Annotated in this window: 16 protein-coding genes and 1 other RNA gene; 8 read left to right on the forward strand and 9 right to left on the reverse strand. The window is 66.7% G+C overall.

Annotated elements, in window-relative coordinates:
- Nucleotides 1-52: 52 nt before the first annotated feature.
- Together NS365_RS12665 and miaA are read right to left on the reverse strand one after the other, a co-directional pair.
- Nucleotides 53-901, reverse strand: coding sequence for a DUF1206 domain-containing protein (locus NS365_RS12665; protein WP_058600654.1), 849 nt, complete (start codon nucleotides 899-901; stop codon nucleotides 53-55).
- Nucleotides 902-972: 71 nt separating this feature from the next.
- Nucleotides 973-1,902 (reverse strand): tRNA (adenosine(37)-N6)-dimethylallyltransferase MiaA, encoded by a 930-nt coding sequence (gene miaA, locus NS365_RS12670; protein WP_058600655.1) that lies wholly within the window; start codon nucleotides 1,900-1,902, stop codon nucleotides 973-975.
- 18 nt (nucleotides 1,903-1,920) lie between these two features.
- On the opposite strand from miaA, the gene serB reads away from it, so the two are divergent.
- Both serB and NS365_RS12680 read left to right on the forward strand, forming a co-directional pair.
- The gene (gene serB, locus NS365_RS12675) at nucleotides 1,921-2,802 is read left to right on the forward strand and encodes a phosphoserine phosphatase SerB (protein WP_058600656.1); all 882 of its coding nucleotides are present in this window, start codon (nucleotides 1,921-1,923) and stop codon (nucleotides 2,800-2,802) included.
- Entirely contained in the window at nucleotides 2,802-3,362 is a 561-nt protein-coding gene (locus NS365_RS12680) for a GNAT family N-acetyltransferase (protein ID WP_058600657.1), read from the forward strand. The genes serB and NS365_RS12680 overlap by 1 nt, the downstream gene beginning before the upstream one ends.
- Here NS365_RS12680 and NS365_RS12685 read toward each other — a convergent pair whose 3' ends face one another.
- From NS365_RS12685 to NS365_RS12700, 4 genes are all read right to left on the reverse strand, one after another.
- Entirely contained in the window at nucleotides 3,363-5,036 is a 1,674-nt protein-coding gene (locus tag NS365_RS12685) for a Do family serine endopeptidase (RefSeq protein WP_058600658.1), read from the reverse strand. It abuts the gene before it with no gap.
- Between the two features lie 226 nt (nucleotides 5,037-5,262).
- Nucleotides 5,263-6,270, reverse strand: a complete 1,008-nt coding sequence (gene hflC / locus NS365_RS12690; protein WP_058600659.1) for a protease modulator HflC — start codon at nucleotides 6,268-6,270, stop codon at nucleotides 5,263-5,265.
- Entirely contained in the window at nucleotides 6,267-7,466 is a 1,200-nt protein-coding gene (hflK, locus tag NS365_RS12695) for an FtsH protease activity modulator HflK (protein WP_058600660.1), read from the reverse strand. Before hflK ends, hflC begins: the two co-directional genes overlap by 4 nt.
- 184 nt (nucleotides 7,467-7,650) lie before the next feature.
- Nucleotides 7,651-8,190: a dihydrofolate reductase gene (locus NS365_RS12700; RefSeq protein ID WP_058600661.1), complete on the reverse strand. Its 540-nt coding sequence runs from the start codon at nucleotides 8,188-8,190 to the stop codon at nucleotides 7,651-7,653.
- Nucleotides 8,191-8,402: 212 nt separating this feature from the next.
- Between NS365_RS12700 and thyX the strand changes: the two genes are divergently transcribed.
- The 5 genes from thyX to NS365_RS23590 all read left to right on the forward strand — a co-directional run bounded on the left by thyX (nucleotide 8,403) and on the right by NS365_RS23590 (nucleotide 11,471).
- Nucleotides 8,403-9,344, forward strand: a complete 942-nt coding sequence (gene thyX, locus NS365_RS12705; protein WP_058600928.1) for an FAD-dependent thymidylate synthase — start codon at nucleotides 8,403-8,405, stop codon at nucleotides 9,342-9,344.
- A gap of 269 nt (nucleotides 9,345-9,613) precedes the next feature.
- Nucleotides 9,614-9,981: a transfer-messenger RNA gene (gene ssrA, locus NS365_RS23585) on the forward strand.
- A gap of 52 nt (nucleotides 9,982-10,033) precedes the next feature.
- Nucleotides 10,034-10,630 carry an SspB family protein gene (locus NS365_RS12710; RefSeq protein WP_058600662.1) on the forward strand — a complete coding sequence of 199 codons (597 nt, stop codon included), beginning with the start codon at nucleotides 10,034-10,036 and terminating at the stop codon, nucleotides 10,628-10,630.
- A gap of 5 nt (nucleotides 10,631-10,635) precedes the next feature.
- On the forward strand, nucleotides 10,636-10,821 hold the full coding sequence (locus NS365_RS12715; protein WP_058600663.1) for a DUF4169 family protein: 186 nt from the start codon (nucleotides 10,636-10,638) through the stop codon (nucleotides 10,819-10,821).
- Nucleotides 10,818-11,471 (forward strand): ribbon-helix-helix domain-containing protein, encoded by a 654-nt coding sequence (locus tag NS365_RS23590; protein WP_082655386.1) that lies wholly within the window; start codon nucleotides 10,818-10,820, stop codon nucleotides 11,469-11,471. The genes NS365_RS12715 and NS365_RS23590 overlap by 4 nt, the downstream gene beginning before the upstream one ends.
- A gap of 127 nt (nucleotides 11,472-11,598) precedes the next feature.
- Here NS365_RS23590 and NS365_RS12725 read toward each other — a convergent pair whose 3' ends face one another.
- Complete coding sequence (locus NS365_RS12725; RefSeq protein ID WP_058600664.1) at nucleotides 11,599-15,291, reverse strand: AsmA family protein; 3,693 nt, start codon at nucleotides 15,289-15,291, stop codon at nucleotides 11,599-11,601.
- A gap of 237 nt (nucleotides 15,292-15,528) precedes the next feature.
- On the opposite strand from NS365_RS12725, the gene NS365_RS12730 reads away from it, so the two are divergent.
- On the forward strand, nucleotides 15,529-18,153 hold the full coding sequence (locus NS365_RS12730) for an ATP-dependent helicase (protein ID WP_058600665.1): 2,625 nt from the start codon (nucleotides 15,529-15,531) through the stop codon (nucleotides 18,151-18,153).
- A 119-nt stretch (nucleotides 18,154-18,272) separates the two neighbouring features.
- On the opposite strand, the gene NS365_RS12735 is transcribed toward NS365_RS12730, so the two are convergent.
- Together NS365_RS12735 and NS365_RS12740 are read right to left on the reverse strand one after the other, a co-directional pair.
- Nucleotides 18,273-18,869, reverse strand: a complete 597-nt coding sequence (locus NS365_RS12735; protein ID WP_058600666.1) for a hypothetical protein — start codon at nucleotides 18,867-18,869, stop codon at nucleotides 18,273-18,275.
- Nucleotides 18,866-19,339: a hypothetical protein gene (locus NS365_RS12740; protein WP_058600667.1), complete on the reverse strand. Its 474-nt coding sequence runs from the start codon at nucleotides 19,337-19,339 to the stop codon at nucleotides 18,866-18,868. The genes NS365_RS12735 and NS365_RS12740 overlap by 4 nt, the downstream gene beginning before the upstream one ends.
- Nucleotides 19,340-19,354: the final 15 nt, after the last annotated feature.

The following is a 19,354-nucleotide window of genomic DNA, read 5'->3' on the forward strand; positions in this document are numbered from 1 at the left end:
GAATGATCTTCTTCGACATGGTGCGAGACGTTATCCCTCGATCCCCCTCCCGTCAAGCGCCCGAGCGCGCCTTTCGGATCACCTCGCTCGGATCGAGATCGGGTGAGCGGATGCGCCCGTAGAGCGAGAGCAGCAGCGCGTAGGCCCCGAAGGCGACAAGCCCGAGGCCCGTGGCCGACAGGAGCAACCAGCCATAGGGCCAGGAACCGATCTCACTCAGCGCATCTTCCAGCCCCGGCGTATGATCCGGTGTCCAGCGCGAGGCCCCCGTGAAGAACAGGACGGCGATCGCCGCGAACACCATCCCCCGCGCCGCAAGGCCGAAACGGCAGATCGCGATCATCCACCGCGCATGAGCCGGCGGCAGCGAGAGAAAGCGCAGAAAGCTGCCGTCCCAGGCCTTCTTCAGCTGCGAACCCGCCACACCCAGCATGACCAGACCGGCCGGCAGCGTGAACCAAGGCCCGAGGATCGCGCCCCAGCGGTTGAGAACATCCGATCCGCCCTGCCCACCGCCGACCGATACGCCGAACAGGAGCGAGGCGGCATAGAGCGCGAGAAACACATAGGCGAGGCCCGAAACGAACCGGCCGATGCGCACGAAAATGCCCTTGGCCCCCGTGCCATAGCCATCCGCATCGAACACGGCCTGCACGAAACGCCACAGCGCGAAGCATGGAAGGGCAACAACGAGAAGCACCAGCATCACCCCGCCGAAGGGCGAGCCGACGATCCGCGAGATCGCCTCTTCTTCGCTCAGCGTCGTGCCGCCGGCAAAGGCCGTGCGAAAGGCGAAATAGCCGATGGTGATGAAGACGGCGGCGCGCGCGAGATAGCCGAGCCGCGCGCCCTTTTCGATGGCGTCGCGATGATCGCTGATACCGATGGGCGTGGTCGACATGGCGCGCTCCCCCTGCAAGCCCAACGAAACGATAGGGAATGCTGACGGTTCCAGCCCTCGGCGCGTTGCCCTCAAGCGAGGCCAGGTAGTCTCGCCTCCAGCGCTGCCAGCGCCTCGGCGGGGTCGGCAAAGCGCAGCCAGGTCTCGTCGAATTGGTGCCGGAACCAGGTTTCCTGCCGTTTGGCATATTGGCGCGTGCGGGTGACCGACAGGTCGCGCGCTTCGCTCTGTGTCAACTCGCCCGCGCGCAGACGGGCGAGTTCCGCAACGCCGATGGCGTTGGCCGCCAGACCCGTCGCCGCGCCCGGCCGGGCGGAGAAGGCCTCGGCCTCTTCCGCCGCGCCCTCCGCCAACATGGCGTCGAAGCGCCGGGCGATGCGCTCGCGCAGGAGCGCGCGGTCCGGCGTCAGCACGAGTTTCAGCGCCTTCGCTCCCTCCACCAACCCAGCCCCCGCGCCGCGTTGCAGCTGAGCGAGCGGCGCGCCCGTCGTCTCGAACAGTTCCAGCGCGCGCAGGATGCGCTGCGGATCGCTCGGGCGAAGGCGCGCGGCGGCCTCGGGGTCGAGCCCCGTCAACACGCGGTGCAGAGCCGTTGGCCCCTCCTGCGCCATGCGCGCGCGCCAACGCTCGCGGATGGTGGAGGGAATTTCGGGTAGATCGTCGAAGCCCCCGAGCAAAGCCTTGAAATAAAGCCCCGTGCCGCCGCAGAAGACGGGAATCTGGCCGCGCAAGCGAAGCTCCGGCAGAAGCGCTTCCACCTCGCGCAGCCAGACCCCGGCCGAATAGGGCGCGTCCGGCGGCACATGGCCGTAGAGCCGGTGCTCGACGCCGCCCATCTCATCAACGGCCGGGCGCGCGCTCAGGATGCGCAAACCGTCATAGACCTGCATGGAATCGGCATTGACGACGGTGCCCCCGACGCGGCGCGCCACCGCCACCGCCAGCGCCGACTTGCCGCTCGCGGTCGGCCCCGCTATCAGGATCGCCTCCGGCTGTTCCATCGTCAGGCCCTGCTTCCCATGTATGTCGTCACCCTTCTGTCGTCGCGGCAAGACCCCCGCGTTTCGCGCACCCTCGTGAATGCCGCCGCCGACGAGATCGGCGAAGCGGAGATCACTTGGCTGGAGCCTGATATCGCCTGCGATCTCGTGACATCCGAAAAGCCCTCCGCTGCCACGATCGAGCGGCTGAAGCGGCTGGCGCTGGACGAGGCTGTGGACTGCGTGGTGCAGGAGGTCGCCGGGCGGCGCAAGCGGATTCTCCTGGCCGACATGGACTCCACCATGATCCAGCAGGAATGCATCGACGAACTCGCCGCCGCCATCGGTATCAAGGATCAGGTCGCCGCCATCACCGCGCGCGCCATGAACGGCGAGATCGCCTTCGAGCCGGCGCTGCGCGAGCGCGTCGGCCTCCTGCGCGACCTGCCGGTTTCCACAATCGGCGAGGTCATCGAGAGCCATATCACGCTGGCCCCTGGCGGGCGCGAACTCGTCGGCACGATGAACGCTCACGGCGCGCATACCGCGCTGGTCTCGGGCGGTTTCACCGCCTTCACGTCCGTCATCGCCGGCCGGTTGGGCTTTGCGGAGAACCGCGCCAATATCCTGAACATTGCGGATGATCGGCTGGACGGCACGGTGGCCGAGCCGATCCTCGGCGCCGAAGCCAAGGTCGAGGCCCTGCGCGCAATTTCCGCCGGGCTCGGCCTCACCCCGGCCGATGCGATCGCGGTCGGCGACGGGGCCAATGATCTGCCGATGATCCTGGCGGCCGGCACGGGCGTCGCCATCCACGCCAAGCCGAGCGTTGCGGCGCAAGCCCCCTTCCGCATCGACCATGGCGATCTCACCGCGCTTCTTTTCATCCAGGGCTACCGCGCGAGCGAATTCCGCGCCTGATGGACGGGCTGCGCACGGAGCGCCTGGTTCTTCGGCGTTGGATCGAAAGCGATCGGCCGGTCTTCCATCGCCTGAACAATGACCCCGCCGTCATGCGCTTCTTTCCGATGCGCATGACCGAGGCGGAGGCGGACGCGACCATGGACCGCTGGAATGCCGATCTGGAAGCGGACGGTATGGGTTTTCTGGCGGCGGTACGCCTGACGGATCGGCGCGTCGTCGGGGTGATCGGCCTGTCGCCCGTCACCGAACCCGTGTTCGATTTCGCGCCGAGCGTTCAGATCGGCTGGCGCCTTCTGCCGGAGGCGCAGGGTCAAGGCCTCGCTTCGGAAGGGGCGCGTGCCTGTCTCGCGTTCGGCTTCGATACGCTGGCGCTGCCGGAGATCGTGTCGCAATGCGTGGTGGAGAACCGCGCGTCCGAAGCGGTGATGCAGCGGATCGGCATGAGCTTCCGCCGCAGTTTCGACCATCCGCGCGTGCCGCGCAGCCACCCGCATCTCGTCCGCCACAGCCTCTACGGGCTGCGGCGAAGCGAGTGGCATATGATGACGAGCCGCTGATCAGTCGATCGGCACCACGACGAGGCGCAGATCGCCCGCCTTGTCGGCGACGAGCAGCAACGCGTTCTTGCGCCCGTCCGCCTTGGCCTTGGCGAGCTTTTCGCGCGCCTCCTCGCCATTGGCGACCTTCTCCTGGCCGATCTCGCGCACGGTCATGCCCGATTCCAGCCCCTTGTCAGCCGAGGCCGAGTTGGGCTCGACGGCCGAGATCACCGCGCCTTGCGCCTCGGCCGGCAGGTCGAACTGCTTGCGCGACTCGTCGCTGAGATCGGTGAAGGAGAGGCCCAGCAGTGGGCCTTCGGTCACGACGTCCTCATCGGGCGCGTCCTCGCCCTGATCGGTCTGGTTGTCGGCCGCCTCGCCGTCCTCAAGCCGGCCGAGCGTCACCTCGACCTCGACCGGCACGGCCGGCGCGTCGAGGCTTTGCTTGCGCAGGATTTCCAGCTTTACGACCTTGCCGACCGGTGATTCGGCCACCATTCGCGGCAGATCGCGCGAGGTCGCGACGGGCTTGCCGTCGAACTTGCGGATCACATCGCCGATCTCGATCTTGCCGGTGTCGGACGGCCCCTGTGGCACGACGCCCATCACCAGCGCACCCGCCGCGCTCGGCAGGCCGAGGCTTTCGGCGATCTCCTCGCTCACCTCCTGCAGGCGCAGGCCCAGCCAGCCTCGGCGCGTTTCGCCGAAATCGCGCAGCTGCGCCACGACATTCTGCGCCAGGACGGCGGGAATGGCGAAGCCGATGCCAATGGAGCCGCCGGTCGGCGAGATGATCGCCGTGTTGATGCCGATCACGCGGCCATACATGTCGAAGAGCGGGCCACCCGAATTGCCGCGATTGATGGCGGCGTCCGTCTGGATGAAATTGTCATAGGGGCCGGCATTGATGTTGCGCCCGCGGGCCGAAACGATGCCGACCGTCACCGATCCGCCGAGGCCGAACGGATTGCCGATCGCCATGACCCAGTCGCCGATGCGCACCTGCTCGCTGTCGCCGAAGGGCACGGCGGCGAGCGGCGCTTCCGGCTCCACCTTCAACACGGCGATGTCGGTCTTGGTATCCACGCCGACGATCTTGGCGTCGAGCTGTTTGCCATCCGCGAAATTGACGGTGATCTCGTCCGCATCGGCGATGACGTGATTGTTGGTGACGATGATGCCCGAGGGGTCGATGACGAAGCCCGAGCCGAGCGACTGGACCTTTCGCGTCCCGTCCTTGCTGTCGCCCTGCAGAAGATCGTCGAAGAACTTCTGAAGCGGCGATCCGTCCGGCGCGTTCAGCTTCGGCACCGCAGGCGCGGCCGGCGCGTCCTCACCATTGTTGCCATCGCCATCGCCGTCTTCGTCGTCTTCGTCATCCGCCGTGCCGCGATCGACGGTCTGAGACGTCGAGATATTGACGACCGCACCCAGAAGCCGCTCGGCGAGATCGGCGACGGAGGCCGGCCCCTGCGCGCGGGGCTGGGCGGCGTTCGGCGTCGGCGGCACGCCCGCCGCATCCGGGTTCAGCGTGCCGGCGGCCGGTGGCTGGGGCGCGATGGGCTGGCCTTCGGATGGCGGCGCGATCACCCCTTGCGCGAAGGCCGGCAGCGGCGAGATCGCGACCGTCGAGAGAAGGACGGCGAATGCGCGAAGGCGCCGATACGGGCGGCGGGGATGTGTTGCGGTCATCAAGCAATCCGGTGCCGTTGCAGCCAAACGCCCTCGCCGCGCATGGGCGAGGGATCAAAGGCCAAAGCACGCGGCATACGGGATTCGGCCGGAAACGAGTCCAGCGGATAAAAGCGACCGAATCAAGAAGGGGCGCGCGCCATCCCCCGGTCTCTGCCGGGTCCGATGCCCAAAACGAAACCGCCCGCGACCTTTCGGACGCGGGCGGCAGGGGGAACAGACCGGATCAGTTGGCCGGTGCGGCCGGGGCCGGCGGCGGCGCTGCGGGCGCGGGTGCGGCCGGTGCCGGGTTGGCCGGCGCACTCGGCGGAGGCGCCGCGTTGGTCGATGCCAGCGGCCGGGGTGGGAAATTGCCCTTCACGTCGCCCGAGTTGAAGTAACGGAAGAACTCGGTGTCGGGCGAAAGCACCATGGTCGTGCCGCCCTTGGCCATGGCCTCGCGATACGCCTGGAGCGAGCGGTAGAATTCGAAGAATTCCGGGTTCGCCTGATAGGCATTGGCCGAGATGGTGTTGCGCTCGGCCTCGCCCTCACCCTGAAGGATGGTGGCATCGCGCCGCGCGCCGGCCACCAGTTCCGTGACCTCACGATCGACGCCGGCGCGGATCTCCCGTGCCGAAACGCGGCCACGGGCGCGCACGCGCTCGGCCTCGGCCAGACGCTCGGCCCGCATACGGGCATAGGTCTGTTGCGAGACTTCCTGCGTCAGGTCGGTGCGGCGGATGCGCACATCCACCAGATCGAGGCCCAGCGAAGCCGCGTCGGGGCGAATCTGGTCGCGAACCTCGACCATCATCTGCAGACGCTCTTCCGACAGCGCGGACTGGAAGTCCCGCAAGCCGTAGACCCGACGGATGGCCGCGTCGAAGCGCGTGCTCAGCCGCTGCTCGGCCTGGGCGATCGAGCCCGACAGGGTGCGGCGGAACACGGCCGCATCCGAGATGCGGTACACGAGGAACGCATCCACCTGATAGAAGGCGCCGCCCGCGACCTGAACGCGCTTGTCGTTGAGGTCCAGCCGCAGAAGGCGGTTGGGCAGCATCTGGATCGTATCCGCCCCGGCGAAGCTGAACGGCATCTTGAAGTTCAGGCCGGGCTGCGTGACGACGCGCTGGATTTCACCGAAGCGCGTCACCACGGCCTGCTCGCCCTCGCGAACGATGAAGACCGAATTCCAGAGAACGAAGAGAACAAGGGCGATCGCAATGAGAACGCCGTAGAAACGGTTGCTCATCGGCTATTCCCCTGCGCAGGCGTGGACGCGGCGGTACCCGTCAATTGCGAACGGGTAACGTTGGACGCGGCGGGCGCGGCCGATGTCGGCTGCGGCGCGGCGCTAGGAGCGGGTCGCTGCTGCAACTCGCCGAGCGGCAGGTAGGGCACGACGCCCTGCCCGCCTGCGGTCTGACCATCCATGATCACCTTGTTGGAATTGGCCAGAACCGATTCCATCGTTTCCAGATACAGGCGCTCGCGGATGATTTCCGGCGCGCGCTCGTAGGCGGTCAGAATGGAGGTGAAGCGTTGCGCCTCGCCCTGCGCTTCCTGCACGACGCGGTTCTTGTAGGCGGCGGCGTCCTCGCGGATCTGCACGGCTTCGCCCTGGGCGCGGCCGAGCTGCTCGTTGCGATACAGGCGCGCTTCTTCGATGAACTGCGACTCGTTCTGCTCGGCGCGCTGCACTTCCTCGAACGCATCGGCGACTTCCGGCGGCGGCGCGGCTTCTTCGATGGAGATCGCGTTGACTGTCAGACCCGCATTGTAGCTATTGAGCGTCGCCTGCGTGATCTGGCGAACCTGCTCGGCAATGCCGGCGCGGTCGTTGCGGAACACGTCCTCGACCGGGCGACGGCCGACGACTTCGCGCATGGCGCTTTCGGCGACCTGCCGCAGAACGCCCTGCGGGTCCTGCACGTTGAACAGATAAGCGACAGGGTTCTCGACGGAATAGAGAACGGCGAACTGGACATCCACGATGTTCTGGTCGCCCGACAGCATGAGGCCGGAGGAATCGCCGCCCCGCTGGCCGCTGCCGATGGTGATCTGGTTTTCCACGATCGGAACGGTTTCGACCGTCTCGAAAGGCCACATCATCACATGCAGGCCGGGCTCGGAGAGTTCGGCGCGCGGCTTGCCGAACAGAAGCTCGACGCCGACCTCGTCCGGCTGCACGGTATAGACCGCGTTCAGAAGCCAGACCACGGCAAGGCCCGCGACCGCGAGGCCGCCCAGGGCCAGGCCACCGCCCGAACCACCGGACCCAGCCCCGCCGCCGGGCATCGCTCGGCGCAATCGGTCCTGCCCACGGCGCAGAATATCCTCGAGATCAGGCGAGTTGTTGCCGCCGGGCCGCGGTCCTTGCGGCCCCTGGCCCCACGGGCCACCGCCACCGCCACCGCCCCCTTTCCCCGTCTGATTGCTCCAGGGCATGTAGATCCTTCCACTCAGGTCCGGTCGCGGGCGATACGTCGCCGCGACGCGAGAAACTCGTCGAAATGCTTATAGGAACTCGAAAAACCGCTTTCAACGCGCGGGCCGCCGTTTCGGCCCGGCGAAGGCGCGCATGGTTAGCGCGCGGCAACGAGCCTTGCGGGCGCTTCGACGCGCCGTGGCGTCACCTCGGTGGCGCGCCCGTGCGCTCCCAGGTCTCGAAGCGCATGGGCGCGCTATCCCTCGGATTTTGCGGCGGAGTCCGCTCACTGCGCCGCTCGAACCCCTCGTTCTCGAAATCGGGAAAGAACGTGTCGCCCGCCGGGTCGGCCTCGACGCGCGTCAGCTCGATCCGGTCGATCTGCCCGAGAAAGTGATGATAGATCTCGCCTCCCCCCGCAATCACGATTTCGTTCGATCCGCGCGAGGCCGCCATCATGCGCGCCGCCTTCAAAGCCGTTTCGGCATCTGCCACCGTCAGGACATCGGCCCGCTCGATCTCAGGGCGACGCGACAGGACGATCGTGTCGCGCCCGTCCAGCGCCTTGCCGATCGCCTCGAAGGTCTTGCGACCCATGATCATCGGCCGGCCGAGCGTCAGTTCGCGAAAATGCCGGAGATCGCTCGGCAGCGTCCAGGGCATCGCCCCCCGCGCCCCGATCACACGGTTGCGCGCCATGGCGACGACGGCGACAAGGCGGGGCGGACGATCGGTTTCGGACATGGGTGATAAATGACTCGCTTCCAGAGCGCTCTCAGATAGAGAGAGCCCCCTGATAAGGAAGCGCAGGTCGACGAGTCGCTTCCTCATCGCGAGACGCTCGTAAGGCCACCTTAACCACGGCCACGAGATAAGACAGGGCTGGAGGCGCTGCGCAGGCAGGCGGCCGAATGGGGCTGATGCCAAGCCAGCCACCGCAACAGGAGACCGATCCCTTGAGCCAGTTCACCAGCGAGCAGATCGCGGAGATCGAGCTCCTGCGCTCGACGCGCTCCAGCACCATCCGCCCCGTGTCCGAGGGGCTCGAAGAGGTTCTCTATCAACCCATCCCGGTGCTCGACCACGGCTTCGTGCGCGTCATCGACTATATGGGCAATGACGATGCCGTGGTGCAGGCGGCCCGCGTGTCCTATGGGCGCGGCACCAAGCGCGTGTCGGAAGATCGCGGCCTGATCAACTATCTCCTGCGCCATTGGCACACGACGCCTTTCGAGATGGCCGAGATCAAGCTGCATGTGAAACTGCCGATCTTCGTCGCGCGCCAGTGGATTCGCCATCGCATGGCCAGCGTCAACGAATATTCGGCGCGCTATTCCGTGCTCGACCGCGAATTCTATATTCCCGCGCCCGAGCATCTGGCCGCACAATCGGCCTCCAACCGTCAGGGACGCGGCGAGGTTCTGGAGGGCGACGAAGCAGCAGCCGTTCTCGACATGCTGCGTCAGGACGCCGGCCGCGCCTATGACGATTACGCCTTCATGCTGAACGAAGGCGGCGAGGATGAAAGCCGCAAGGGTCTGGCGCGCGAGTTGGCCCGCATGAACCTTTCGCTCAACTTCTATACCCAGTGGTACTGGAAGGCGGACCTCCACAATTTCATGAGCTTCCTGCGCCTTCGAGCCGACCCGCACGCGCAATATGAAATCCGCGCCTATGCCGATGTGATGATCGACCTCCTGAAGCGTTGGGTGCCGATCACGCACGAAGCCTTCATGGAGCATCGCTTCGGCGCGGCGCAACTGTCCGCGACCGCAATCCAGGCCGTGCGCCGCATGATTGCGGGCGAGACGCTGGATCAGGTGTCGAGCGGGCTGACCAAGCGCGAATGGGGCGAGCTTTGCGCGGTGCTCGGCCTACCCGAGACCGCCACGAAGTAAGACGCATTGGAAAGGAGCCGAAGACCCTCGGCTCCTTTTCTGTTTGGGTCGGATCACTTCGCCGGCCAGGGCCGCCTCTTCGATTACCTTCGTGACGGCTGCGGCCCTGACCGATTCGCGAGGTCGGTTCCTCAATCGAGATGGACGGCCTCTTTCCCGATCTGGCGGAGCGGGTTCACGCGCTGCTTCGCGCGATGGGACGCGGATGAGCCCAGCCGGCCTCAGCGAAACGGCGCAATCTTACGCAGAGATTGCATGTTACGATTTCGGGCCTTTTCACCAATGCCGCGAGTGCCTATATTCGCGGAGCCGGACTTGATCCGGCTATGGCAATAAACGGCCGATGTAATAAACCTTTCGGACCCGGGGGCGGTACCCGGCGCCTCCACCTGAGCCCACCCCGGCGATCGTCGCGCCGTGGGTTGAGGCGGGGGCGAAATAGGATCGACGAGGGCGTAAAAATCGGACTTTTGCTCGGCATGGTACCACCGTCATCGGGCTGTAAAAGTAGTTGCCAACGACAACTATGCGGAAGTCCGTCTCGCCGCGTAATGCGGTGCGATAACTTCGAATCAAGCCCTAGTGGTTCGCACTTCTAGGCGGGGCTCGGAGGCGCCTGGCAACAGAAGCCTCCACCTTTTTATACGGCGCCAGCCCGGCTGCCATGTCTGCGAGTTCAGGACGACCGAATGGGTCAGGATCTTATCCGTTACGATGTTCTGGCGCAGGACGCTCTGCGCGGCGTCATCCGCAAGGTATTGGGCGAGGTCGTCAAGACCGGTCTGCCCGGCGATCATCATTTCTTCATCACCTTCCTCACCTCCGCTCCGGGTGTTCGCATCTCGTCCCGGCTGCGCGAGAAGTACCCCGAGCTGATAACCATCGTCATCCAGCATCAGTATTGGGACCTGTCGGTGACAGACACCTCCTTCGAGGTCGGCCTGTCCTTCTCCGATATCCCCGAGCGTCTGCTGATTCCCTTCAGCGCGATTCGCGGCTTCTACGACCCGGCTGTGAACTTCGAACTCGAATTCGACGTCCGCGATATGGACGCGGCCAACTCCCAGACCGAAGACAGCCCGGCTCCGACCGCGCTCGCCCCTGTCGCGACTTCCCCTGCCCCTGTGGCGGTTGCCGCTCCCGCTAAGCCCGCTGCGGCCGCGCGCAAGGAGACGGCGGCCAAGAGCGCCAGCGAGCCGAGCAAGGACGCCGAGAAGGCCGAGGACAAGCCGGCCGAGAAGAGCGCCGAGGTCGTGTCTCTGGACGCATTCCGCAAGAAGCCCTGAGCGCGATGGGCGAGGTCGTCAATCTTCGGATGGCCCGCAAACGGTCCGAGCGGGCGGCGGCAGAGTCCAAGGCCGCCGAGAACCGCACTCGCCACGGCCGCAGCAAGGCCGAGCGGGAACGCGAGGCGATCGAAAAAGAGCGCACAGAGCGTCAGCTTGACGGGGCGCTTCGCGATCCACCGGCCCCATGATCGAGAAGCATTCGCTTTCAATTCGAGGCCATCGCACATCGATCAGCGTCGAGGCCCCCTTTTGGGCCGAGTTGAACCGCCTTGCGAACATGGCGGGATGCGCCGTCGCCGAGCTTGTTGCGCGTATCGACAGCGAGCGCCTGCCCGAGACCAATCTCTCCTCCGCCATCCGCCTGCATGTTCTCCAGGAGTCGTTGCGAAAAGCGCAGACGCCCGCAGAGCGTGGCGACACATCCCATGTGATCCTGTCGCATGTCTATCTCGGCACGGATGATTTCGAACGCTCGCTTCGCTTCTGGGCCGCGATCGCGCGCGAGATGGGCCTGCGCTTCCGCTTCGAAGATGGCGAGCGCGGCTGGGCGGGATGGCAGCCGGCCGACGCCGATCGCCCGCTTTTCCTGATCGGCCGGCCGGAGAATGGCGCTCCCGCCTCCATTGGCAACGGAACGATGATCGCCTTCAACCTGGGCAGCCATGCTCTTGTGGACCGCGTTCACGCGCTGGCGTTGGCGCTTGGCGGCCGCGACGAAGGCGCGCCGGGCCTGCGGCCGCATTATCACCCGAACTATTACGGCGCGTATTTCCGCGACCGCGACGGCCACAAGATCGGCCTTGCCTGCCATCGGCCAGATGGTGGCTCGTCTCCGTAACGGGAGCGGCCTGCCGCTTTCGCGGGGGCTCTGCGGCGCTCACAGCGCCCGCGAGAACCATCCCTCACACGGCCGAAGCGGCTCCCAAGTTTTTGGTGCAAGCTCGTCCGACCATCCATGCGCGCCTTCAGAACCGCTGAAGCGGCCCGACGCCCGGCAGATCGCGGAAGCCTTCATTCGGCTGCGGCGGCGGCACGGCAACGGGCGGGGCTTCGAGTTCGAGCGCGGCCGGCGCGGGGACTGAGCGCTGCGGCGCAGGTTGAGGACGCGCGGCCGCCTCCTCGGCGCGCCGCCGTTCCGCCTCCGCCGCCTCGCGTTCGCGCTGTTCGACCTCGGCTCGGCGCGCGTCTTCTTCGGCTTTGATGCGCGCGTCGCGAAGGGTCTGACGGGTCTTTTCGCGCGCCTCGTAGAAACGTGTTTCCCGGCGCAGACGAACCGTTTCGCGCAGCGCCTCCTCCAAGGTCCGTACGCGTGCCTGCTCCAGCTGATAGGCGCGCGAGGCGAGATAGCTGGTCAGCGGCTCGACACCCATCGCCCGGCGCGGCGTGGCGAGCGTTCCCGACAGGTCGTAGATCAGGGCGGGATCGGGCGCGTCCACCACGTCCGCCTCCTCGGGCTTGGGCAGCGCCAGTTCGAATCGACCGGACAGAGCGCGATCGGCGAGGCCGATGCGGGCCTCCCCGGACAAGACCTCTCTGGCTGCGTCCAGACGGATCGGCCCGATCTGCAAGGCGCCATTGGCAAGGCGCAGCGGAGCCGTGATGGAACTCGCAGTCAGGCTCTGGCCGCGCTGAGCGGCGTCGACGAGACGCGCCACGGCGTCCGATGTCGCCGAGAAGCCCGGCTTGCCGGCTTCCTCCAGCACCGAACCCATGAGGCTCGGAGCAACCGCGGAAATCTCCGCATCCGTCAGAGTCGCCTCGCCGGTTCCGTCCACCGAGAGCCTCAGCGCATCGAAACTCTGGCCGCCCGCCTTGAAACTCAACCGACCGCCGAGAACACCTGAGAGGATGGCATTCTCGCCCTCCCCGAGCCGGACCGGACGGCCTTCGATATCGAGCGTCCACTCCGTACCGACCAGACCGCCGACATTGCTGAATCGGCCGCGCCCTTCCAGTCGCCCCTCGCCGATCTTGGCAGCGAAGGTCGGCACGGACAGCTCGGTCGCGGAACCGTTCAACTGCGCGCTGATATTGGTCATCTCAATCGGCGCCCCATCCAGCGCGCCGGCTTCCAGAGACAGGCGGAGGGGCCGCTGCGGCAGAAGCGGCGCGGCGAAGGCACGCGTCCCCACGCCCTCCCCCTCGGGAACGATGCCGGTGAGGATGGTCTGCAGCCAGTCCAGCGAGAGATGGTCGAGCTTCAGACGGCCGATCATGTCGCTGCCGCCGGCAGCGGACAATTGCCCCTCGACAGGCTGTCCGTTCACATGCCCTCGAACATCGCTCACCACCCAGTCACCGCCGAACCAGCGAAGCTGCGCTCCGCCTTCCACCGGCAGCGCCTCGAGCCCCTGGCCGGCTGCGATGCCGAGCGTCGTCAGCCAAAGCGCTGCGTCGTCGCTGCTGAGGGTCAGGCGTCCGTCGAGCGAGCGAAGCCCGGCCGGCGACAGCACCGCCATCCCCTCCAACGCCACGCGGCTGCCGGGCGCTTCGCCGCTCAGCGACACCGCCGCGCCCTCGCCAGGATTGCCGGAACTGGTGAGGCGCACCGACAAGGGACCGGGCGCACCGAGGTCGAGTGTGGAGAGACCGAGCTGGCCGAGAAGCTCCACCGGCTTCTCGTTGCGCAGCCCCATCTCCAATCCGAAGCGGCCGTCCTTCCAGGCGGCGGCGAGACCGTTTTCGAGCGCCAGCCGCACGGTGAGTTCGGTTCCAGCGGCCGTACCCGCAAGCTCGGCCACAAGATCGGTGCGGCCCGCGATTGCGGTGGGCGAGACCGTTCCGCTCAGAGCCAGAGGCCCGAGCGAAGCCGCTCGCGCATCGGCCACTTGCAGAAGCGGGCTGTCCGGCAGACGCGAGCGCAGGAAGGCGAGGAAGCGGGCCGGCTCATCGGCCGAAACATCGAGGCTGAGATCGGGCGCCGGCGCGCTGGAAAGGTTCGCGACTGTGCCTTCCACATGAAGATCGGCCCCGGCCAACCCGTCCGCGTCGAAGGAGCCGATATCGAGAGCGTCACCCGACAGCGCCATATCCGCCTCGACATGATCAGCCACCACGCCAGCATAGCGCAGCGGGCCGGCAGCCCATTGCAGCTCGATACGCTCGGGAACACCGCCCGCCGGCTGCGGGCGAAGCCGGGCCAGCGCCAGCAGCGGTTCGAGATCCACCGCACCGCCGCGCAGCTCCACATCGGTCGTGATGCCTTCCGGGCGCACCGCGCGGTCGATCTCGCCGCGCAGCGTCTGGCCGCCGAGATTGAGTTCCAAATCGTCGAGGCTCTGATCGCTCGCGCTGAGATTCACCTTGGCCTGTAGGCCGGCTTGATCGAGCTGCGCCAGCGCGGGGATGCCGCCCAGCCCGGCCCAGCCGAAGAAGCTCGCCGGCTGGCGCGCCGCCACCAGAAGCGAGCCGCGAAAGCCCGGCTTGGCGCTGAGATCGGCGAGGCCGGATGCTTCCACCAGGGTGCGGCCGGGAAACTCGCCGCTCAGCTTGTCGATCGACCAGCCCTCCTGCGAGGGCGAGCCGGCAAAGCTGACTTGGCGGATCGACGTGTCGCCGATCGTCACGATCGGCAGCGACAGGCGCAGCCGGCCGGGCAAGGGGCTGGCGGGAAGGCGCGACAGCGCTTCGCGAATGCCGGCGATCCGCTCCGGCAGGCTCGGGGCCGTGCCGCTCGTGCTCTCGGCAGGCGCGAGCCGGTCGAGATCGACTTCCTGCCCGGACAGGTCGACGTCGAAATGAGGAATGGGCCCGAAATTCAGGCTCGCCGCGCCGGTGACGAGATAGGGCGCTTCCGCAGCCCCGACCGAGGCGCGCAGATCGGACAGAGCGACGAGTTGCGGCGAGAGTGTGAAACCCGCCTGCATCTGGATCGGCGGCGTGGGCGCGTTCCCGGTCTCGCGCTGCCCGGCTGCCTGAGCCTTCTGCACGGCAAAAGGCGTGCGGAACGTCACCGTCCCGTCCAGCATCGGCTTGCCCGGCACGCGCGATGCCGTCCCCGACAGGCTGACCGAGAGGCTCGGCACGTCGGACTCGGCCGTGACGCGCAGAGGCAGCGTCCCGTCGCCGGGCGCAACCCCGGTGGAGAGGCTGACGCGCAGGAGCCGGCCGTCGAGACGCAGCGTGCCCGCGCCCGTGATCGGGCCGAGCAGCGAGCGGGCCGAGAGATCGGCGTCGATGTCGCTCAGTTGAATCCGTCGATCCACCCGTTGATCGGTCAGAGCAACGGAGCCGCCGGCGATCCGCACTTTTTCGAAGACCACCGGCAGATTGGCGGGAAGCTGCGAGGCGGCGACGGGCCAGCGAACCTGTCCGGCCTTGTCGATATCAAGCGACAAATTGGGCTGGTCCATCTCCGTGTTGAAGATGCGGACCTCGCCCGACAAGAAGGGCGCCAACTCGGCGTCCATTCGAAACGCACTCAGCGTCAGGATCGGATCGCCGGCATCCCCCACCACCACGTCGTTGAAGGCAATGGAGGGGAAGGGCAAAAGCCGCGCCGACACCGCGCCGCGCACCTCGACCGGCTGGCCGAGCAGGCGCGAGGTTTCCGTCTCGAAGGCCGAGCGATAGGTCGTCCAGTCCACGAAGCGCGGGCCGACCCAGAGCGCCAGAAGACATGCGATCAAGACGCCGCCAAGGATGATGAACAGCCGCAAGCCCGCAGGTCCCTTTACGTCGAATCATTCGGGCCGCTGGCCCTAGCTTTCAGAAATCCTAACAGTTTTGCCGCTCGCCGGTCATGCGGCTTGGCGCGCGGCGGTTAAGATCGCGCTTTAGAAGCCCCTCTCTCTCCACAAGGGCGGGGCGATGTGCCACCCGCTCCTCCCCTCTTTGCCGCAAGGCCGCCGACATGTTCCCCTAGTGTTCCCTGCAGAATCCATTAAGTAGTCGGCATGACCGAACTCTCCGATCCGTCCGCCCCCGGCCCGAAGAAGCCCTCCGGCATCGCCGCCCGAGCCCTTGCGGCGCGCGGCGGGCCCGTGGCTGCGCCCGCGCCCGACTATCTCGCAGGTCTCAATCCCGAGCAGCGCGCGGCCGTCGAGACGACGGAAGGCCCGGTTCTGGTGCTGGCCGGCGCGGGCACCGGCAAGACGCGGGTTCTGACGACGCGCATCGCCCATATTCTCAAGCTGCGCCTCGCCTATCCCTCGCAGATTCTGGCCGTGACCTTCACCAACAAGGCCGCGCGCGAGATGAAGCAGCGCATCGGCCTTCTGGTCGGCGGCGAGGTCGAGGGAATGCCCTGGCTCGGCACGTTCCACTCGATCGGCGTCAAGATCCTGCGCCGCCATGCCGAACTGGTGGGGCTGAAATCGAACTTCACGATCCTCGATACGGACGATCAGATCCGCCTGATCAAGCAGCTGCTCCAAGCCGAGAATCTGGACGACAAGCGCTGGCCGGCGCGCACCTTCGCCAATCTTCTGGATGGCTGGAAGAACAAGGGGCTGACGCCAGATACGATTCCGGAAGGCGATGCGCGCTCCTTCGGCAACGGCAAAGGGCGCGAACTCTACCGCGCCTATCAGGCTCGCCTCTCCACGCTGAACGCGACGGATTTCGGCGATCTCCTGCTCCATCCCATCGCGATCTTCCGCGACCACCCGGACATTCTAGCCGACTATCACAAGCGCTTTCGCTACATTCTGGTAGACGAGTATCAGGACACCAACGTCGCGCAATATCTCTGGCTGCGGCTTCTGGCTCAGATGTCGGATTCCCGCCGGGACGCCGGCCAAAGCGCCGTCAATGTCTGCTGCGTCGGCGACGACGACCAGTCCATCTATGGCTGGCGCGGCGCGGAGGTGGACAATATCCTGCGCTTCGAGAAGGATTTTCCGGGCGCGACCGTGATCCGGCTGGAGCGCAACTATCGCTCGACCGCCCATATTCTGGGCGCGGCCTCCGGCCTCATCTCCGTCAACGAAGATCGACTCGGCAAGACGCTCTTCACCGACCTGCACGATCCCGAGCACGAGAAGGTCTCGGTCAATGCGGGCTGGGACTCGGAGGAGGAAGCGCGCACGATCGGCGAGGAGATCGAGCAGCTTCAGCACAAGGGTCATAAGCTCAACGACATGGCGATCCTGGTGCGCGCCTCGTTCCAGATGCGCGAATTCGAAGATCGCTTCGTCACGCTCGGCCTGAATTACCGCGTCATCGGCGGTCCGCGCTTCTACGAGCGGCTGGAGATCCGCGATGCGCTCGCCTATTTCCGCTGCGTCTGCCAGCCGGCCGATGATCTAGCCTTCGAGCGCATCGTCAACACGCCCAAGCGTGGCCTCGGCGATGTGGCGATCAAGCTCCTGCATGAATATTCGCGCGCCAAGGGCCTGCCGCTTCTGGCCGGCGCGGCCGATCTGGTGCAGGGCGACGAGCTGAAGCCGCGCCCGCGCGCGGCGCTGGCTGAGGTCGTGCGCCATTTCGACCGCTGGTCCGGCCTTCTCTCGACCACGCGGCACACCGATCTCGCGGAAATGATTCTGGACGAATCCGGCTATACCGAGATGTGGCAGGCCGACCGCTCGGCCGAAGCGCCGGGGCGGCTCGAAAACCTGAAAGAGCTGATCCGCTCCATGGACGATTACGAGAGCCTGCCGGGCTTTCTCGAACATATCGCCCTGGTAATGGACGCCGAACAGAACGCCGAGACCGACGCCGTGTCGATCATGACGCTGCATTCGGCCAAGGGGTTGGAATTCGAGACCGTGTTCCTGCCCGGTTGGGAGGAAGGCCTGTTCCCGCATCAGCGCTCCCTCGACGAGGGCGGCCGCTCCGGCCTCGAAGAAGAGCGTCGTCTGGCCTATGTCGGCATCACGCGCGGCAAGCGTCGGGTGAAGATCACCTTCGTCTCGAACCGGCGCATTCATGGCATGTGGCAATCCACCATTCCCTCGCGCTTTCTGGACGAGCTGCCGGAGGATCATGTCGAGGTGATCGAGGCCTCCGCCTCCTATGGCGGCTACGGAGCCGGCGGCATGGGCGGCTATGGCGCGTCGCGCTGGGACGCGAACGCCTTTTCCGCCTCCTCCTATGGCACCCCCGGCTGGCGGCGCGCCCAGGCGGCGGGCGGCATGGGCGATACCTATCAGGGCGGGCGCGGGCGCAAGATCGAATATAACGAAGGCGGCGTATCGGGCTCCGGCGCACGCGCGGCCAGCACGGCCGACAAATATATTGCGCGGGATGGTGGGGCAGGCTCTCAGGGGCGCAGCGGCTTTGCAGGGCGCATGGACGACGCCTTCTCGGCGCAGCACTCGCGCGGCTCCAACCAGCCGCCGCGCAAGGGCGGCGGGCTCTACTCCTCGGCGCAAAGCGGCGGCCCGCGCGAAATCGAAGGAACGCTGGTCGCGAAATCGGTGTCCGACGAAGCCAACCCCTATGGTGTCGGCGACCGTGTGTTCCACAGCAAGTTCGGCAACGGAACGGTGTCGCTTGTGGAAGGCAACAAGCTGACCGTGGATTTCGACCGCGCTGGCCAGAAGCGCGTGCTGGACGGGTTCGTCAAGCCGGCCTGACGGCCTTCACGTCAGGCGGCCAAACGGATCTGCCGCGTCGTCCCGGGGGCGCATACAAAAAACCCGCCCTGCTCCCGAAGGCGCAGGGCGGGTTTCATCTGTTCAAAATAGCGTTGGGATCAGGACACGCCGGCCATCAGCTCATGCACGCGGCGCAGATAGGCTTCCGCCTGCCGCGCGCGGGCCTCGGCCTCTTCGGCGCGCTGCTCCGCGCGCTTGGCGCGAACGCTCGTTTCCCACTCGTTGTATTCGGAATTGCGCAAGGCAACTTCCGCACCGGCCAGCTTCTCGTCGGCCGCCTTCAAGCGCTCTTCGAGAACCTGTATCTGGGCCTGGGCGCGCTGGTGCTCCTCGGCCGCGCGATCGGCCAGGGCGCGGTTCTGCTTCTCCAATTGGGCGAAGCGCTTTTCGTAGCTGCGGATCGTGCCCGCTGCCTGCTCCACCATGGAAAGGGTCTGTGTCCAGTCCCCGCCCGGCGCATCGACCGGCATGGTTCCGGTCATGGGCTCGATCAGCTCGCTGGATGCCGCCACCGCGACCGCGCTGCCTTCATTGGCCGGCGCGGGGATTTCGCCCTCGCGCAGCGGCAGCGGCTCGGCGCCGCGGAACATGGCACTGAGCTCTTCGGCCGTGGTGTCGAACAGGGCCGAGGGCGCGTCCGGTTGGGCCACGTCGATCTCGATTTCGCCGGCCAACTCGTTGCGGATCGCGCTCATTCTTCGTCCCCTTCACGATTGCTGAGGAAAGCGGCGCGCAGATCGGCCTCGACCTGCGCATCGCTGTCCGATCCCATCACCTTGCTGAAGCTGCCGATGATGGCATCGTGCATCTTCGCCAACCAGGCTTCGGCCTCGCTGGCGCGGGCCTCGGCGCGCCGCGCGCGGGCCTCGGACTCGGCCAGCCGGACTTCGGTCTCGTCCAGCTGCTCCTGGAGCGCGCGGATTTCCTCGCTCGCACGCTCGGCGTCCAGCCGGTGCTCGATTTCCATCTCGGTCGCGCGTTCGTCGCGAATGCGAATGGCTTCGCTGGCTTCGCGCACGAGATCGAGCGCGGCCGACCAGTCGCGCTTGGGCTCCGCGCCGGCCGAAACCAGCGAGAAATTCGGCTCGCCGGTTCGCTCGTCCGCCGCGTCGGCCAGACTCTGGCGAAGGCTGAAGCCGATCTCCTCGTTCCCTCTGATGGTCATCCCTGCGTTTCCCCT

It is taken from the genome of Aureimonas ureilytica (genome assembly GCF_001475935.1).
In the GTDB taxonomy this organism is placed as follows: Bacteria; Pseudomonadota; Alphaproteobacteria; order Rhizobiales; family Rhizobiaceae; genus Aureimonas; species Aureimonas ureilytica_A.

Bases quoted from the DNA above. Each gene is read 5' to 3' on its own strand.
- NS365_RS12665 (WP_058600654.1), bottom strand. From the start codon at position 901: ATGTCGACCACGCCCATCGGTATCAGCGATCATCGCGACGCCATCGAA.
- miaA (WP_058600655.1), bottom strand. From the start codon at position 1,902: ATGGAACAGCCGGAGGCGATCCTGATAGCGGGGCCGACCGCGAGCGGC.
- serB (WP_058600656.1), top strand. From the start codon at position 1,921: ATGTATGTCGTCACCCTTCTGTCGTCGCGGCAAGACCCCCGCGTTTCG.
- NS365_RS12680 (WP_058600657.1), top strand. From the start codon at position 2,802: ATGGACGGGCTGCGCACGGAGCGCCTGGTTCTTCGGCGTTGGATCGAA.
- NS365_RS12685 (WP_058600658.1), bottom strand. From the start codon at position 5,036: ATGACCGCAACACATCCCCGCCGCCCGTATCGGCGCCTTCGCGCATTC.
- hflC (WP_058600659.1), bottom strand. From the start codon at position 6,270: ATGAGCAACCGTTTCTACGGCGTTCTCATTGCGATCGCCCTTGTTCTC.
- hflK (WP_058600660.1), bottom strand. From the start codon at position 7,466: ATGCCCTGGAGCAATCAGACGGGGAAAGGGGGCGGTGGCGGTGGCGGT.
- NS365_RS12700 (WP_058600661.1), bottom strand. From the start codon at position 8,190: ATGTCCGAAACCGATCGTCCGCCCCGCCTTGTCGCCGTCGTCGCCATG.
- NS365_RS12710 (WP_058600662.1), top strand. From the start codon at position 10,034: ATGGGTCAGGATCTTATCCGTTACGATGTTCTGGCGCAGGACGCTCTG.
- NS365_RS12715 (WP_058600663.1), top strand. From the start codon at position 10,636: ATGGGCGAGGTCGTCAATCTTCGGATGGCCCGCAAACGGTCCGAGCGG.
- NS365_RS23590 (WP_082655386.1), top strand. From the start codon at position 10,818: ATGATCGAGAAGCATTCGCTTTCAATTCGAGGCCATCGCACATCGATC.
- NS365_RS12730 (WP_058600665.1), top strand. From the start codon at position 15,529: ATGACCGAACTCTCCGATCCGTCCGCCCCCGGCCCGAAGAAGCCCTCC.
- NS365_RS12735 (WP_058600666.1), bottom strand. From the start codon at position 18,869: ATGAGCGCGATCCGCAACGAGTTGGCCGGCGAAATCGAGATCGACGTG.
- NS365_RS12740 (WP_058600667.1), bottom strand. From the start codon at position 19,339: ATGACCATCAGAGGGAACGAGGAGATCGGCTTCAGCCTTCGCCAGAGT.